Origin of the sequence: Salinibacterium xinjiangense, assembly GCF_014645015.1 — a bacterium.
Classification (GTDB): domain Bacteria; phylum Actinomycetota; class Actinomycetes; order Actinomycetales; family Microbacteriaceae; genus Rhodoglobus; species Rhodoglobus xinjiangensis.
Genome location: NZ_BMLC01000002.1, coordinates 63,883 through 79,619 on the forward strand (window position 1 = coordinate 63,883; position 15,737 = coordinate 79,619).

Genomic DNA, 15,737 nt, shown 5'->3' on the forward strand with positions numbered 1-15,737 from the left:
GCGCTGGCTGTCGATTAACCGGCCAGCAGCGCCCGCATGCCGGCCTCGAGTTCGGCCACGACGGCGTTTGCCGCCGCCCGCCGCTCGCTCGCGTCACCGGCGGTGCTCGATGCGTCGATGTAGACCTTGAGCTTGGGCTCGGTGCCGCTCGGGCGCACGATCACGCGACTTCCCCCCTCGAGGTGGATGCGCAGGATATCCCCGGGCGGGTACTGCTCGAAGCCGTCGATGAAGTCGTCGATGCTGTCGACCGGAATGCTCCCCACCAGGTTCGGCAGCCTCGACCGCAGGGTCGTCATGGTTCCGGAGATCTGGGACAGATCCTCGAAGCGCAGCGAGACCTGGCTTGAGGCATATGCGCCGAAACGGTCGGCAAAGCTGTCGAAATGGTCGTCGATGGTGCGACCGGCCGCCTTCAGTTCCGACGCGAGGGCGAGGAAGTCGACTGCCGCCGAGATGCCGTCCTTATCGCGAACGATGTGCGGGTCGACGAGGTAGCCGAGGGCTTCTTCGAAACCATAGATGAGGTCTGGGGCGCGCGAGATCCACTTGAAACCGGTGAGCGTGTCTTCGTAGCCGAGTCGGTATTCCGCGGCGATGGCGCGCAGGGCCGGGCTCGAGACGATGGATGCGGCCAGCGTTCCGCCATCTGTCGCACCCCCGGCTGTGGCCCGCTCCGCCGCCCGCCAGCCGAGCAGGCAGCCGACCTCGTTGCCGCTCAGCCTGCGCCACACCCCGTCCCGTCCAGGCACGGCAACGGCCAGCCGGTCGGCATCAGGATCATTGACGATCGCGAGATCAGCACCAACCTCGACAGCGCGAGCGAAGGTGAGGTCCATCGCGCCGGGCTCTTCGGGGTTCGGGAACGCGACAGTGGGGAACGTGGCATCCGGCTCGATCTGCTCGGTGACCACGGCGGGCGTGCCGAAGCCTGCCGCCTCGAAGACCAGCTGCGCCGTCTCCCAGCCCACCCCGTGCATGGCCGAGTAGACGAACTTCAATGGCACCACAGGACGACCGACGGTCGCCGTCTGGCGCACATACTCGAACATGACCGTGTCGTCGGCGACGATGAAATCCGTCGAGCGGGGGAGCTCATCGATGGAGACGGTCGAGATCTGGGCAATCGCAGCGGCAATCAGGCCGTCCTCGGGAGGCACGATCTGCGAACCCTGGTCGGCCCGGCCGAGGTAGACCTTATAGCCGTTGTCGTTGGCAGGATTGTGGCTCGCGGTGACCATCACTCCGGCACTCGCACCGAGGTGGCGTACGGCGAATGCCAGTACCGGGGTCGGCAGGTGGCGCGGCAGCAGGGTGGTTGTCACTCCGGCGCCGGCCATGATCGTCGCGGTGTCGCGTGCGAAGACCTCGGAGTTGCGTCGACCGTCGTACCCGATCACGATGCTCGGGCTCGGCTCGCGCTTGAGCAGGTAGGCGGCGAGGCCGGCGGCCGCCTGGGTCACCAGCACACGATTCATCCGGCGCGGTCCGGCCCCGAGCTCGCCGCGAAGACCGGCGGTGCCGAACTCCAGCCGGGCCGAGAAGCGGTCGGTGAGTGCGGCGATGGCGGCGGGGTCGTGGGCCTCGGCGGCGAGGATCAGCTCATCGAGCTCGGCCCTGGTGGTGGCATCCGGATCCTGCTCCCGCCAGCTCCTGGCGTCGGCGAGCAGCCCGGCGCTCACAGCGTGGCCACGATTCGGGCGAGCAGGCTGCTGATGCGCGTTTCGGCATCCTTTCCGGCCTGGATGACCTCCTCATGGCTGAGCGGTGTCTTCTGGATGCCCGCGGCCAGGTTGGTGATCAGCGACATGCCGAGGATCTCCATTCCCGACTGCCGGGCCGCGATCGCCTCGAGCGCGGTGGACATGCCGACGATGTGCCCGCCGATGGTCTTCGCCATCTGCACCTCCGCGGGAGTCTCGTAGTGCGGTCCGCGGAACTGGCAGTACACCCCCTCGTCGAGACCGTTTTCGACCGAGCGGGCGAGATCGCGCAGTCGCACGCTGTACAGGTCTGTCAGGTCGACGAACGTCGCACCCTCGAGCGGAGAGTCCGCGGTGAGGTTGATGTGATCGCTGATGAGCACGGGGGTTCCGGGGCTCCAGGTCTCCCGGATGCCGCCAGCGCCATTGGTCAGGATCATCGTGCTGGCACCGGTGGCGGCGGCCGTCCGCACGGAGTGCACGACTCGACGCACGCCATGGCCCTCGTAGTAATGGGTGCGGGCGCCGATGATGAGAGCACGCTTGCCGCTCGGCAGCAGCACCGAACGCAGGGTGCCGACGTGGCCCGCGAGCGCGGGCTTGCTGAATCCCGTGATCTCGAGCGCCGGGATCGTCGCGGTCGTCTCGCCGATCAGGTCGGCGGCCTTCGCCCAGCCACTGCCGAGGGTGAGGGCGATGTCGTGCTTCTCGACCCCGGTTCGCTCTGCGATTTCTGCTGCTGCAGTGGCGGCGATCTCGAAAGGATCCGCTGCCGGGTCATCGAGTGGGTGCGTGGAGTTCTGCTGCGACATCCCCCCACTCTATTCTGCGATAATTAGGCAATGGCATACGAATTCGAGCGCACGCAACGCATCGCCGTCCTGGGTGGTGGGCCTGGTGGATATGAGGCTGCGCTGGCCGGGGCGCAACTCGGTGCTGAGGTCACCCTGGTGGAGCGTGAGGGCGTGGGCGGATCGGCCGTGCTCACAGACGTAGTGCCGTCGAAGACCCTCATCGCCACCGCTGAAGCCACCAACGGCATCGGCGAGGCCGCCGACCTCGGCGTGCAGTTCTTCACCCGCTCCGAATCGGGGCGAGCGGTGCGACCCGAGGTCACGGTGAACCTCGCGGCAGTCAATGCGCGACTCATGCGACTCGCGCGGCAGCAGTCTGAAGACATGAAGTCACAGCTCATTAAGGCGGGAGTCCGCATCGTCCAGGGGGAGGGTCGCCTCGACGGGCCCCAGCGCCTGGTCGTCTCCACGGGCAGGGGCGCAGCCGGCACCGACTTCGACGAGATCGACGCAGACACGGTGGTGCTGTCCGTGGGCGCACGCCCGCGCATCCTGGACACCGCGGTTCCGGATGGCGAGCGCATCCTGACCTGGACGCAGCTGTACACACTGCAGCAGATTCCGGAGCATCTCATCGTCGTGGGTTCCGGGGTCACGGGGGCGGAGTTTGCCTCCGCGTACACGGCCCTCGGCTCGCAGGTCACCCTGATCTCATCGCGCGACCAGGTGCTCCCCGGCGAGGATGCCGACGCGGCGAGGGTCATCGAAGACGTCTTCAAGCGCAATGGCATGGAGGTGCTCTCGAAATCTCGCGCAGCATCCGTGACCCGCACCGAGGACGGTGTCATCGCGACCCTGTCTGACGGCCGCACGGTAGAGGGCAGCCATTGCCTGCTCGCCGTCGGATCTATCCCCAACACCGCGGGCATCGGCCTGGAGGAGGCTGGCGTGCAATTGACCGACTCCGGCCACATCCGCGTCAACAGGGTAGCCCGCACATCCATGCCCTCCATCTACGCCGCGGGGGACTGCTCGGACTTCCTGCCGCTGGCGTCCGTCGCTTCGATGCAGGGCCGCACGGCGGTGTTCCATGCGATGGGCGACGGTGTCACCCCGATCGAGCTTCGGAACGTGACATCCAACATCTTCACCCAGCCCGAGATCGCGACCGTCGGCTGGACGCAGAAGCAGATCGAGGATGGCATCACCCAGGGCGAGGTCTACAAGTTGCCGCTGGCATCGAACCCGCGGGCCAAGATGATGGGGATCAAGGACGGTTTCGTGAAGCTGTTCGCCCGCACCGGATCTGGCACCGTCATCGGCGGGATCATCGTGGCTCCGCACGCCTCGGAGTTGATCATGTCGGTGGCGCTCGCCGTAGAGCACCGACTGACCGTCGACCAGCTTGCACGCGCATTCTCGGTGTACCCGTCGCTCACGGGCAGCATCACCGATGCCGCGCGCGCCATGCACATCGTCAACTAACGCCTCCTGCGCTCGGCAGGGTGCGTGTCCGGGCCGCTCGACCCTGCTGTGCGTCGTCAACGAGGCGGAGGTTTGAGCCACCGCGTTGTTGCCAAACCGCACCGTTGTCGATGAGCGAAACTTCTCCACCGGTTCGACGCGCACTGCCTCTGCAGCTGGAAGGCAGGCCACCATCGACGGATGGTCCCCATCGATGTGCAGCAGTGGCGTCAGAATGTGATTCTCACCCGAGACCTCGACATCCACACCGACCGCGCCCAGTTCTTCGCGCGTGCCAGGAAAGGCGAATTCACGGCACTGTTCCGAGGGGTCTGGGTGCCCACGCCACTATGGATCAGCCTTAGCCGGGCCGAACGGTATGAGCTCCGTGTGAAGGCCGCTGCGGCGGTCGATTCGGAGGCAACCTTCTCACACGAGTCCGCTGCTGTGTTGTGGAGGCTGCCGATGGTCGGCGCCTGGTCGGTGCGGATCCAGACTCTTGCAGAAGAATCATGCGGTGGGCGAAGCAACGCGATGTTCCAGCGCCATGCAGCGGGTGTGCCATTCGAGTTCGAACACATTCAGGGCATCCGGGTGACATCCCTCGCACGCACAGTCGTCGATATCGCAAGAAGCCTCCCGTTCGGCGTGGCCGTGACGATGACCGATGCCGCGCTGCGACGTTCTGTGCACCCCGCGAGTGGAGTGCCGCCGGTATCACTGTCGCAACAGACACTGCTCGAAGAGCTGCAACTCATTCCGATGCGGCATGGCACGGCGAAGGCGCGGGCGGTCATCGAGTTCGCCAGTGGGCTGGCGGATCGGCCGGGCGAGTCGATGAGCAGGGTAAGCATGCGCCGAGCACGCATTCCTGCGCCTGAGCTTCAGGTTCGACTCCGTGGTGCGAGCGGGAAGACCTATTTCGTGGACTTCTTCTGGCGTGGAGTGGACATCATCGGCGAATTCGACGGGGCTGCGAAATACAGAGATCCGGAATTCCTCCGAGGGAGGACGCCCCACGCGGCCCTGCTGGATGAGAAGTGGCGTGAGGATGACCTGAGCCCGGCTGGTCACGGGATGAGCCGATGGGGCTGGGATATTGCCACGTCGCCCGATCGTCTCCGTGCACAACTGTTTGCGGCCGGAGTGTGCCGTAACGCGGCGGAGGTTCGGTAACGTCGCGGCGGTTGGAACACCCGCGACGTTCACAAACCCCCGCGCAGTTGTTGCAGCGGCGTGGTGGGCGAGACGCTCAGTCGACGATGCTGAGCAGCAGGTGACCGGATGACACGGTGGCGCCGACTGCGGCATTGATACCGGTGATCGTGCCGTCCTTGTGTGCGACGAGTGGCTGTTCCATCTTCATCGCTTCGAGCACGAGGATCAGGTCGCCCTTCACCACCCTGTCGCCCTCGGCGACCGCGAGTTTGACGACGGTGGCCTGCATGGGTGCCTTGAGCGAATCACCCGTGACGGTATTCACCGAACTGGATGCCCGGCGCTTGGGGGAGGCGGTGAGCGCAGTTCCGCCACCCGCCGTCGGCACGAGTTTTGTCGGGAGGGAGATTTCGATGCGCTTACCGCCCACCTCGACGACGACGTTGTGGCGTGCCGCGGGGGGAGTGCCATCAGCCAGTGATCCGCTCCACGGTTCGATATCGTTGACGAATTCGGTCTCGATCCAGCGGGTGTAGACGCTGAAGGGCGACGACGTGAATGCCGGGTCTCGCACGATCTTGCGGTGAAACGGCAGCACTGTCGGAAGGCCCGCGACCTCGAACTCGTCGAGCGCTCGGCGGGAGCGCTCGAGGGCGTCCTCGCGCGTCGCACCCGTGACGATCAGCTTCGCGAGCAGCGAGTCGAACGCGCCACTGATCACATCACCGGTGGTGACACCGCTGTCGACACGGACGCCGGGGCCACCAGGCATCCTGAGCACACTGACCGGCCCGGGTGACGGCATGAAGTTCAGCCCGGGGTCTTCGCCGTTGATGCGGAACTCGAAGGAGTGACCGACCGCAACCGGGTCACCGTAGTCGATGCTGCCACCGGAGGCGATACGGAACTGCTCGCGCACGAGATCGATGCCGGTCACCTCTTCGGAAACGGGATGCTCGACCTGCAGTCGCGTGTTCACCTCGAGGAAGGAGATACTGCCGTCGCGTGCGACCAGGAACTCGCAGGTTCCCGCTCCGACGTAGCCGACCTCGCGCAGGATGGCTTTTGACGACGAGTAGAGCAGCTCGTTCTGCTCGTCTGTGAGAAACGGCGCCGGTGCCTCTTCGACCAGCTTCTGGTGTCGGCGCTGCAGCGAGCAGTCGCGCGTGGAGATGACGACGACGTTACCGAAGCTGTCGGCGAGGCACTGGGTCTCGACGTGGCGTGGCTGGTCGAGGTATTTCTCGACGAAACATTCGCCGCGACCGAATGCGGCTACGGCCTCGCGCGTGGCCGACTCGAACAACTCGGGTATCTCTTCGCGCGTGCGGGCGACCTTGAGCCCGCGGCCGCCACCACCGAAAGCGGCTTTGATGGCGACGGGGAGTCCGTGGATGTCGACGAAGTCGAGCACCTCTTCGGCACCCGAGACGGGGTTGAGGGTTCCAGGGGCGAGCGGCGCTCCGACCTTCTCGGCGATGTGCCGTGCCGACACCTTGTCGCCCAGCTGCTCGATCGCCGCGGGGGACGGGCCGATCCAGATCAGTCCGGCATCGATGACGGCCTGGGCGAATGTCGCGTTCTCTGCGAGGAAGCCGTAGCCGGGGTGCACGGCGTCGGCACCGGAGCGACGGGCGACGGAGAGCAGCTTCTCGATGACGAGGTAGGTCTCGGCGGACGTGGTGCCGTCGAGTGCATATGCCTCGTCAGCGAGCCTGACGTGCCTGGCATCCCGGTCCTGGTCTGCGTAGACGGCGACGGTCGCGATGCCGCTGTCTTTGGCGGCACGGATGACCCGAACGGCGATCTCCCCACGGTTGGCGATGAGGACCTTCGTGATGGGAGCCATAGTTTCCTAGCTTATGGGCGGCGGCGATGGGGCCTTTGGTGAGTGACAACAGAAACGTCGAGTGGACGCTGTGGGTTTCTACAGCGGCTGACGGTTCCACAGGCTATGCCATGGAACGCCGAACTGGAGCAGCAACGTGCGCAACAGCGACACCGACAGCCCGACGACGGCATGGGGGTCGCCGTCCACGCGGGAGATGAAAGGGGCGCCGAGGCTGTCGATAGTGAACGCGCCCGCGACCTGCAGTGGCTCCCCGGTCGCGACATAGGCATCGATCTCGTCATCGGTGATATCGCCGGCGAAGGTGACCGCTGCCGTCGACACTCCGCCGACCGCGTCTCCGAGAACTCCACCGCGGTGGTCGATCAGCCAGTGCCCTGAATGCAGCAACCCCGTGCGTCCGCGCTGCGCCAGCCAGCGCTCGCGAGCGACCTCCGGCAGGTGCGGCTTGCCGAACAGTTGCCCGTCGAGTTCGAAAGCAGAGTCCCCGCCGAGGATGAAACCGTCGATCTCGGATCGCCCGACGACGGCCTCGGCTTTCGCTCGGGCCAGTAGTTGCACGAGCTGGGGACCATCGAGCGGTTCCGCGGCGGCGGCCACGGCCTCCTCATCCACTCCCGACGACAACAGCACAGGCTCGACACCCACCGCGCGAAGGGTCGCAAGCCGGGCTGGTGAGGTTGAGGCGAGGTAAAGCCGCACGGTGCTCCTATGCTCGAATGATGGGTGAATTTGCAGGCCGGTCGATCGAGGTCGACGTTACCAACATCGCGCACGGTGGAGTGGGGGTGGCTCGCCATGATGGGCGGGTGGTTTTCGTGGCCGACGCCATTCCCGGGGAGCGGGTGGTGGCGAGGGTCACCGGAGACTCCAAGAAGTCGTTCTGGCGCGCCGAGACGGTCTCCGTAGTGACGGCGAGCGAGTTCCGCCAGCCTCACGTCTGGACGGCGGCATCCATCGATCGAGACCCGGCAGACAGGGCCGGGGGTGCTGAATTCGGTCACATCCGACTGGACCACCAGCGCGAGTTGAAGCGACAGGTGCTCGCAGAATCGCTCCAGCGCATGGCGAAGGTCACAAGCGACGTGCAGGTTGAGCCCCTGCCCGGCGATGACGAACGGGGCGGCACAGGATGGCGCACCCGGGTCAGGCTCCATGTCGACGACTCCGGGCGTGCCGGACCATTCGCCGCCAGGTCACACCGGGTCATCCCCGTCACCGAACTCCCGCTGGCCACTGACGAACTGTCGGCTGCGGCGCCCCTCGACCAGGATTTCACCGGATCGGATCATGTCGATGTACTCGCGCCATCGACGGGGGGTGTGCGGCTCATCATCGGCGGCAAAAAAGCCCAGAAGCGCACGACCATCACCGAGATCGTGGGGGAACGGGAGTTTCGGCTAGCCGATGCCGGCTTCTGGCAGGTGCACCGCAGTGCGGCGCAGGCACTCACCAAGGCCGTGCAGGATGCCGTGGATCCCGCCAGGTTCGACCCAGCGGCCCACAACCTCGATCTTTACGGCGGAGTCGGACTGCTCGCCGCAGCTGTGGCCGATCGATTCGGCCCCGCGACGAAGATCACGACGGTCGAGAGTGATGCCATCGCCACCGATTACGCTGCAGACAACCTCGCGGAATGGATCGGCGCCCGCTCCGAGACCGCGCGGGTGGAACGCTGGGTGAGTGATCTTGCCGCATCCGCCAGCGCGTCGGAGAGGTCGCGACTCGCCAGGGCGACAATCGTGCTCGACCCTCCGAGGTCGGGTGCTGGCCGGGATGTGGTCGCCTCGATCGCCGCCCTCGCGCCGGCGCAGGTGGTGTACGTGGCGTGCGATCCCGTCGCGTTCGCCCGGGACGTGGAGTTCTTCGCTGGCCATGGCTACACGCTCACGGCGCTTCGGGCGTTCGACCTGTTCCCGAACACGCACCACGTCGAGGCGGTGGGAACCCTCTCACGAGGCTGACCTGACGCATAGCGGCGCGTTTGCCTCGGCGCGAGGTTAAGCTAGGAGCTAACCTCTGCGAGATCGGAACCGTTTTGACTGAGACCACCGTCACCGATGCTCCGGCTGACCTCTCGCATATCAGGGTGGCCGTGGTCGACGATCACGAGTCCGTGCGCCTGGGTCTGAAGGCAGCTTTTATCGAATACGGGTACGACTTCGTGATCGAGGCCGCCACCGTCGACGAGTTCGTCGAAAGGCTTGCCGGTCGCGAGGTGGATGTCGTCGTTCTCGACCTTTCGCTCGGTGACGGCTCGACGGTGACGGAGAACGTCAAGCGGGTGCAGGCGACCGGATCTGCGGTGCTCGTGCACAGCATTGCCGACCGGGTGGCGAGCGTGCGGGAAGCGCTGGCCGCCGGAGCTGCCGGCGTCATCCCCAAGTCTTCCGCGACCAAGACCGTGCTTGCCGCTGCCACGACCGTCGCGAAGGGTGACGTGCTGAACAATCTCGAATGGGCGACGGCGATCGACGCCGACCGTGACTTCGCGAAAGCGCAACTCGGTCGCCGCGAGCGCGAGATCCTGCATCTCTATGCTTCGGGTTTGCCCCTGAAGCTGGCGGCGCAGCAGCTCGGCATCGGTTACTCGACTGCTCGCGAGTACCTCGACCGCATTCGTGTGAAGTACGTGGAGGTCGGTCGCCCGGCTCCCACAAAGGTCGACCTGCTGCGCCGAGCCGTGGAAGACGGCATTCTTCCCGGGCTCGACTCGGATGGCGGAGATGCCCGATAACGGGGCCGTAATCACGTCTGTTCCACAGGTCAAACAGCCCAGAAATCCGATCAGCCGCAAGCAGGTCGAAAAAGTCGTCTCCCGCAGTGTCGCGGGCTTCGGCATAGTGTTCGGGGCGCAGACCATCCCGTGGCTGTTGGGCCAGATCGATGAGTCATATCCGTTGTGGCTCTGGCTCGTGGTGCCCGCCCTGGCCGGTTCGCTCGCCCTGGTGCTGGTGATGTCGATCATGCAGGTCTGGGTCCGGCGCGCCCATGCGTTGTTCGCCATTCTCTACCTGGGTGCTCTCATCAGCTGGCCTTTTGCGGTGATACCGGGGGTGCCTGTCTTTCCCGGAATCCATTGGCTCGACTACATCCTCACCGTCGCCACGGCCATGGCTGCCATCGGGTTCACCGCCCGCTGGGGCACCATCTACCTGCTTGTGGCTCCGATCATCTACTCGGTGGTGCGGATGACCCCACAGGGCGGTGCCGCAACGTGGCAACTGGCCATCGTGGAGGGCGTGTATGCGATCATCCTCGGCGCCGCGATCATCATCATCATCACGATGCTGAGGCAGGCAGCCACGAACGTCGACAACGCCCAGGCGACGGCACTCGATCGCTACGGCCATGCGGTTCGCCAGCACGCGACGGAGGTGGAGCGGGTGCAGGTCGATTCGATCGTGCATGACAGCGTGCTGACGACCTTCATCTCGGCTGCGCGGGCGTATACACCAGAGGCCGAGGCGCTGGCGGCGACAATGGCGGGCAATGCGATCGGACATCTGCGGGATGCGGCCGCGGCAAGCCCAGACGACGGCTCCACGATGCGAGTGACCGCCCTTGCGTCGAGGATCGTCGACAGTGCGTCTGACCTGTCCATGCCGTTCCGGGTCAAAGTGCGGCATCCTGGAAGCGGATCGTTACCGATCCAGGCAGCCGAAGCCGTCCATTCCGCTGTCATCCAGGCGATGATGAACAGCATGCAGCACGCTGGCGAGTCGTCCGTTTCGCGATGGGTGAGCGTGCATGGGATCGCCCCGAACGGCATTGAGGTGGTCGTCGGAGACGATGGGGTCGGCTTCGTGCCATCCGAGGTCCCGGGTGAACGGCTGGGAGTGCGCATTTCGATCATCGAGCGCACCGGAAATGCTGGTGGCCGGGCGGCCATCGTCACCGCCCCCAACGAGGGCACCGTCGTGACCATCACGTGGCCGGACACAACCGAGCCAGCGAACGAGAGATCGATGGATGATTCGCTGAGCGGCGACCAAGCGGTGGGGCGATGAACATCTCAGTTCCGCGGTACATGTTCGTCGGGATCGCTGCGCTGTTCTCGGCGTATCACATTCTTCTCGCCGCATTCACGATCGACCAGCCACAATATCCCGGCCCGGTGATCGTGGCGATGGTGGTCTACGGGGTGGCGACGATCATCAGCCTGCTGTCCTTCGGGCCGACTCGAATGCCCGTCGCGATGGCGGCGTTCAATTTCGCGGTCGTGATCGCGATCACATTGCTCGTGGCGAATGGGCTGGATTTCTCCCGCCCAGGCGGCGCCGGCTATGCGAGCTGGTACGTCGCAGCCAGCGGCACACTGCTCACCATCACCTCGACCCGCGGCCGCCATACCTTTGCATGGCTGGGAATCGGATTTCTCGTGGTGCACACCATCGCGATCGTCGGCGACGTCGGCCCGGCCGGTATCTTCAGCCTGGGAATCGTGGGAAGCGCCTCGTGGGTCGGCGTCTCGCATGTGCTGAGTGTCGCGATGTCCAAAGCATCCAAAGACGCCCAGCGCTTTGCCATGGCGGAGCGGGAGGCGACGGAGTGGCAGGCCGCCCAGGACGCACACGTGTACGAGAGGCAGTTCCGTCTCGGGCAGACCAGCGCCATGGCGCTGGACATGCTTCGCCAGATCGAACTGAACGGCGGACACCTCTCCGATGCCCAGCGTCAGGAATGCCTCTACCTCGAGGGCGCCATTCGTGATGAGATCCGGGGCAGGAAGCTGCTGAACGATGCCGTGCGTATCGAGGTGATGTCTGCCCGCCGACGCGGAGCCACTGTGACGTTGCTCGACGAGGGTGGCATCGACGACCTCTCAGAGGATGAGCTCGACAGGGTTCTCAACCGGCTCGCGCTCGCCATTAGGCAGACCGATGCCGACAAGGTGATCGCTCGCACTGTGCCCGAGGGATCTGACGTCGCCGTGACGGTCGTCGGTCTGAGGAGTTTCGCCGATGGGGAATCTGTTGCCCTGGGCCAGGATTCAGCCATGGAGGACGAGGTCGACCTCTGGCTCGAGATACCTCGGGTACCCGCGACCCGGTAGCGAAGGACGGCCGTAGCAGGGACCGCCGCCAGCAGAGGCCGGCTACAGCAGTAACCAACTGTGACGGGGCCGGTTATAGCTGAGGGGCCGAAGTGGCTCAGTGAGCACTTCTTCGACCCCCCGCTAAATTCCGAGTCGGGGCGATAACCCGAATATCGCCCTGACTCGCCCCCATTCATCGGCGCGCTTACCCTAGTCCGCCGATGAATGGCGATGTTACTCACAGTGTGAGACACCTAGCAGGTACAACTATGCAGTGCCGTGACGATAGTAAATAGTCGTCTCTTTGGGGGACTCTCGGGGGACAATTCGGTTTCCGAGGCGCGGCTTTGCGTTGAACCTGCGCGGATTCACTGATTAAGCTGATGAATGGTCGGGGTACATTTACGCCTTTTGCGCTGCTTTTTGGCCCAATCGGCAGCAGTTGGACCAATTCGGGGCGGTTTAGCTGCGGATTTCGTCGTTTAGGCTGAGCTGTTATGCAGCATCCGCAATTCTGACCCCCATTCGGGGCTCTATCCGGAGAAATTCCGCCAATTACCTGCTCCGGAAACGAGCGTCGAGCGAACGGAACGCTGGCTGCGCTGCCAGGCCGAGGCCGGAGCCGCGGCATCTGTGGCCATGGTGCTGGCGAGCTCATCGAGGGAGGCCGTGATGACAGCGGTCACCGCAGCGATCTCCTCGACGCTCACGCCTTTCGAGATGATGCGAAGCTCGAGAGCGCTGGTGTCCGGTTCGGCCGGGATCACAGTGGGATGTTTCCGTGCTTCTTGGCGGGCATGGAGGCCCGCTTGGTGCGCAGGGCACGCAACGCCTTCACGATAGCCACCCGGGTCGCCGCGGGCTCGATGACGCCATCCAGTTCCCCTCGTTCAGCGGCGAGGAACGGGGACGCAACGTTGTAGGTGTACTCGTTAGCGAGCCGGGTGCGAACCGCCGCAACATCCTCGCCAGCAGCCTCTGCGGCCTTGATCTCGCCGCGATAGAGGATGTTGACAGCGCCCTGGCCGCCCATGACAGCGATCTCTGCCGTAGGCCAGGCGTAGTTGAGGTCGGCGCCCATCTGCTTGGAACCCATAACGATGTAGGCCCCGCCGTAGGCCTTGCGGGTAATGACCGTGACCAGTGGAACTGTCGCCTCGGCGTACGCGTACAGCAGTTTCGCGCCGCGGCGGATGACGCCGGTCCACTCCTGATCGGTGCCGGGAAGGTAACCGGGAACATCGACGAGGGTGAGGATCGGAATGCTGAAAGCGTCGCAGAAGCGGAGGAACCTGGCGGCCTTCTCACCGGCCTCGATGTTGAGCGTGCCGGCCATCGCCTGGGGCTGGTTGGCGATCACGCCGACCGTGCGGCCTTCGACGCGGCCGAATCCGACCACAATGTTGGGTGCGTATAGCGGCTGGGTCTCGAGGAAGTCACCGTTGTCGACGATGTGCTCGATGATCGTCATCACGTCGTACGGCTGGTTGGGGCTGTCGGGGATGATGGAGTTGAGTTTGCGATCCTCGTCGGTGATCTCGAGTTCGATCTCACTGTCGTAGACGGGAGGGTCCGAGAGGTTGTTGTCTGGCAGGAACCCGATGAGGGTGCGCGCATAGTCGAGTGCGTCGTCCTCGTCGCTGGCCAGGTAATGCGATACGCCGGAGATCTTGTTGTGGGTGAGCGCGCCACCGAGCTCTTCCATGCCCACGTCTTCACCGGTGACGGTCTTGATCACATCCGGCCCGGTAACGAACATCTGGCTGGTCTTGTCGACCATGATGACGAAGTCGGTCAGGGCCGGGGAGTACACGGCGCCACCGGCCGCTGGCCCCATGACGATCGAGATCTGGGGGATGACCCCGGATGCCTGGGTGTTGCGCCGGAAGATCTCGCCATACTTGCCGAGTGCGACCACACCCTCCTGGATGCGCGCACCACCGGAGTCGAGCATGCCGATGATGGGCACGCCGGTCTTGATGGCGTGATCCATCACCTTGATGATCTTCTCGCCGGCCACCTCGCCGAGTGAGCCGCCGAAGATGGTGAAGTCCTGTGAGTAGACGGCGACCTGGCGCCCATGGATGGTTCCGAGCCCCGTGACGACGGCGTCACCGTATGGCCGCTTCTTCTCCATGCCGAAGGCATGGGTGCGGTGTCGTACGAATTCGTCGAGCTCGACGAAAGACCCGTGATCGAGCAACTGCTCGATGCGCTCGCGGGCAGTCTTCTTGCCTTTCGAGTGCTGCTTCTCAATAGCGGCCTCGCCGCTGGCGGTGACCGCCTCGTGGTACCTCACCTTGAGGTCGGCGATGCGGCCAGCTGTCGTCGTAAGGTCAGGGATGTGTGGTGCGGCGTCGGAAGTCACGATGTCACTTTACCCACCAGCGACTTGGGCATGTCGTTGGCGGAACCTTACAGAAACGGGGGCCTAACCTGTGGGGATGCACCTTCCACTGTCGAGCGCCATCGTCGCGCGGCTCGATGTGCTGCCGCGGGCAGGCTCCACCAACGACGAACTCGTGGCCCGGGCATCCGGTGGCGATCTCCCGCACCTCTCCGTGCTGGCGACGACGAACCAGACCGCCGGACGAGGTCGGTTGGGGCGCGACTGGGTCGCTCGGGAGGGGAAGGCTCTCGCTGTCTCGGTGTTCCTCGGAACCGGTGCCGTGTCACCTGACCGGCTCGGCTGGCTGCCACTTTTGACGGGGCTCGCGATGACGCGGGCTGTTGGGCTGCTCGTCGAAGGCCACGAGGTGACCCTTAAGTGGCCGAATGACGTACACGTGAACGGCCTGAAGATCTCCGGAATCCTCGCCGAGCTGGTTCCCGGTATCGGCGTCGTGATCGGCGCTGGCCTCAACCTCACGATGACCGCGGCAGAGCTGCCGACACCGACCTCCACGTCCCTCGCCCTCAACGGTTGGGGCGACGGCCGTGAGGCCGTGGACGATGCGATGCTGGATGCCGCACTCAGCACCTATCTCAACGAGCTCGACTCGCTCTACTCGGCCTTTGCTGCCGCCGGTTTCGACGCGGGTGCCAGCGGACTGCGCACCGAGGTCTGCGCCGCGTGCAACACGATCGGTCGCAGCGTCAGGGTGGATCTTCCCGACGGGGACCAGCTGTTCGGTGCCGCGACCGGCATCGACGATTCGGGACGGCTCGTGGTGGCGGGCACGAGCTTCGACGGTGTGCGCGCGATCGCGGCCGGGGACGTGACGCACCTGAGGTACGCGTGAATGCGAGGCCGGAGCGCGACACCGTCATCGTGAAGCTCCGGCCGCATTCACGGGCACTGTTCTGGCCGACCGTGGTGCTGGTAGTGGTCGCTGGGGGTGTCGGATACGTGGCGGGCCTTGTCACCGAGCAGTGGCAGTTTCTGGTTGTGCTCGTGATCGCAGCGCTGCTCGTGTTCACTGGCTGGTTAATGCCCCTGTGCCGCTGGTTGTCACGCCGCACCACGATCACGACCAGGCGCATCGTGGTGCGCAGCGGGATCTTCATGCGTACCAGGCAGGAGCTACTGCACAGCCGCGCTCACGATGTCACTGTGCGACGGAATGCGCTCCAGGCTGTCTTTCGCAGCGGAGATGTCGTTCTGAACTCCGGCCAGGACAACCCGGTAGTGCTCAGGGACGTGCCGTCAGCAGACCTCGTGCAAGAGGCGCTTCACGAGCTCATCGAGGCCGCGCAGCGGGAACAGCCTTCGAATCAGCAGCAGTGACTCT

General features: G+C 65.1%; 14 protein-coding genes. 8 read left to right on the forward strand and 6 right to left on the reverse strand.

Annotated elements, in window-relative coordinates; genetic code table 11:
* Positions 1-14: 14 nt before the first annotated feature.
* Together IEW81_RS07145 and IEW81_RS07150 are read right to left on the reverse strand one after the other, a co-directional pair.
* Positions 15-1,682, reverse strand: coding sequence for a phospho-sugar mutase (locus IEW81_RS07145; RefSeq protein ID WP_097059278.1), 1,668 nt, complete (start codon positions 1,680-1,682; stop codon positions 15-17).
* Positions 1,679-2,515 (reverse strand): purine-nucleoside phosphorylase, encoded by an 837-nt coding sequence (locus IEW81_RS07150; protein WP_097059279.1) that lies wholly within the window; start codon positions 2,513-2,515, stop codon positions 1,679-1,681. The genes IEW81_RS07145 and IEW81_RS07150 overlap by 4 nt, the downstream gene beginning before the upstream one ends.
* Positions 2,516-2,545: 30 nt before the next feature.
* On the opposite strand from IEW81_RS07150, the gene IEW81_RS07155 reads away from it, so the two are divergent.
* Together IEW81_RS07155 and IEW81_RS07160 are read left to right on the forward strand one after the other, a co-directional pair.
* Positions 2,546-3,982 (forward strand): NAD(P)H-quinone dehydrogenase, encoded by a 1,437-nt coding sequence (locus IEW81_RS07155; protein ID WP_097059280.1) that lies wholly within the window; start codon positions 2,546-2,548, stop codon positions 3,980-3,982.
* A 180-nt stretch (positions 3,983-4,162) separates the two neighbouring features.
* Positions 4,163-5,137 (forward strand): hypothetical protein, encoded by a 975-nt coding sequence (locus IEW81_RS07160; RefSeq protein ID WP_097059281.1) that lies wholly within the window; start codon positions 4,163-4,165, stop codon positions 5,135-5,137.
* Between the two features lie 76 nt (positions 5,138-5,213).
* On the opposite strand, the gene IEW81_RS07165 is transcribed toward IEW81_RS07160, so the two are convergent.
* A complete protein-coding gene (locus IEW81_RS07165) occupies positions 5,214-6,968 on the reverse strand; it encodes an acetyl/propionyl/methylcrotonyl-CoA carboxylase subunit alpha (protein WP_097059282.1) in 1,755 nt (584 codons plus the stop codon).
* Positions 6,969-7,046: 78 nt separating this feature from the next.
* Positions 7,047-7,670 carry a Maf family protein gene (locus IEW81_RS07170; protein WP_097059283.1) on the reverse strand — a complete coding sequence of 208 codons (624 nt, stop codon included), beginning with the start codon at positions 7,668-7,670 and terminating at the stop codon, positions 7,047-7,049.
* Between the two features lie 20 nt (positions 7,671-7,690).
* On the opposite strand from IEW81_RS07170, the gene IEW81_RS07175 reads away from it, so the two are divergent.
* From IEW81_RS07175 to IEW81_RS07190, 4 genes are all read left to right on the forward strand, one after another.
* The gene (locus tag IEW81_RS07175) at positions 7,691-8,932 is read left to right on the forward strand and encodes a class I SAM-dependent RNA methyltransferase (RefSeq protein WP_097059284.1); all 1,242 of its coding nucleotides are present in this window, start codon (positions 7,691-7,693) and stop codon (positions 8,930-8,932) included.
* Positions 8,933-9,006: 74 nt separating this feature from the next.
* Positions 9,007-9,705 (forward strand): response regulator transcription factor, encoded by a 699-nt coding sequence (locus tag IEW81_RS07180; RefSeq protein WP_097059285.1) that lies wholly within the window; start codon positions 9,007-9,009, stop codon positions 9,703-9,705.
* Positions 9,695-10,978: a sensor histidine kinase gene (locus tag IEW81_RS07185; protein ID WP_179691718.1), complete on the forward strand. Its 1,284-nt coding sequence runs from the start codon at positions 9,695-9,697 to the stop codon at positions 10,976-10,978. Before IEW81_RS07180 ends, IEW81_RS07185 begins: the two co-directional genes overlap by 11 nt.
* Positions 10,975-12,024 carry a DUF8320 family protein gene (locus tag IEW81_RS07190; protein ID WP_097059286.1) on the forward strand — a complete coding sequence of 350 codons (1,050 nt, stop codon included), beginning with the start codon at positions 10,975-10,977 and terminating at the stop codon, positions 12,022-12,024. The genes IEW81_RS07185 and IEW81_RS07190 overlap by 4 nt, the downstream gene beginning before the upstream one ends.
* Positions 12,025-12,539: 515 nt before the next feature.
* Here IEW81_RS07190 and IEW81_RS07195 read toward each other — a convergent pair.
* Together IEW81_RS07195 and IEW81_RS07200 are read right to left on the reverse strand one after the other, a co-directional pair.
* Complete coding sequence (locus tag IEW81_RS07195; RefSeq protein WP_097059287.1) at positions 12,540-12,773, reverse strand: acyl-CoA carboxylase subunit epsilon; 234 nt, start codon at positions 12,771-12,773, stop codon at positions 12,540-12,542.
* Positions 12,770-14,374 (reverse strand): acyl-CoA carboxylase subunit beta, encoded by a 1,605-nt coding sequence (locus tag IEW81_RS07200; RefSeq protein WP_179691719.1) that lies wholly within the window; start codon positions 14,372-14,374, stop codon positions 12,770-12,772. The genes IEW81_RS07195 and IEW81_RS07200 overlap by 4 nt, the downstream gene beginning before the upstream one ends.
* 76 nt (positions 14,375-14,450) lie before the next feature.
* On the opposite strand from IEW81_RS07200, the gene IEW81_RS07205 reads away from it, so the two are divergent.
* Positions 14,451-15,248: a biotin--[acetyl-CoA-carboxylase] ligase gene (locus tag IEW81_RS07205; protein ID WP_097059288.1), complete on the forward strand. Its 798-nt coding sequence runs from the start codon at positions 14,451-14,453 to the stop codon at positions 15,246-15,248.
* Complete coding sequence (locus tag IEW81_RS07210; RefSeq protein ID WP_097059289.1) at positions 15,245-15,733, forward strand: PH domain-containing protein; 489 nt, start codon at positions 15,245-15,247, stop codon at positions 15,731-15,733. The genes IEW81_RS07205 and IEW81_RS07210 overlap by 4 nt, the downstream gene beginning before the upstream one ends.
* The last annotated feature ends 4 nt before the right edge of the window (positions 15,734-15,737 follow it).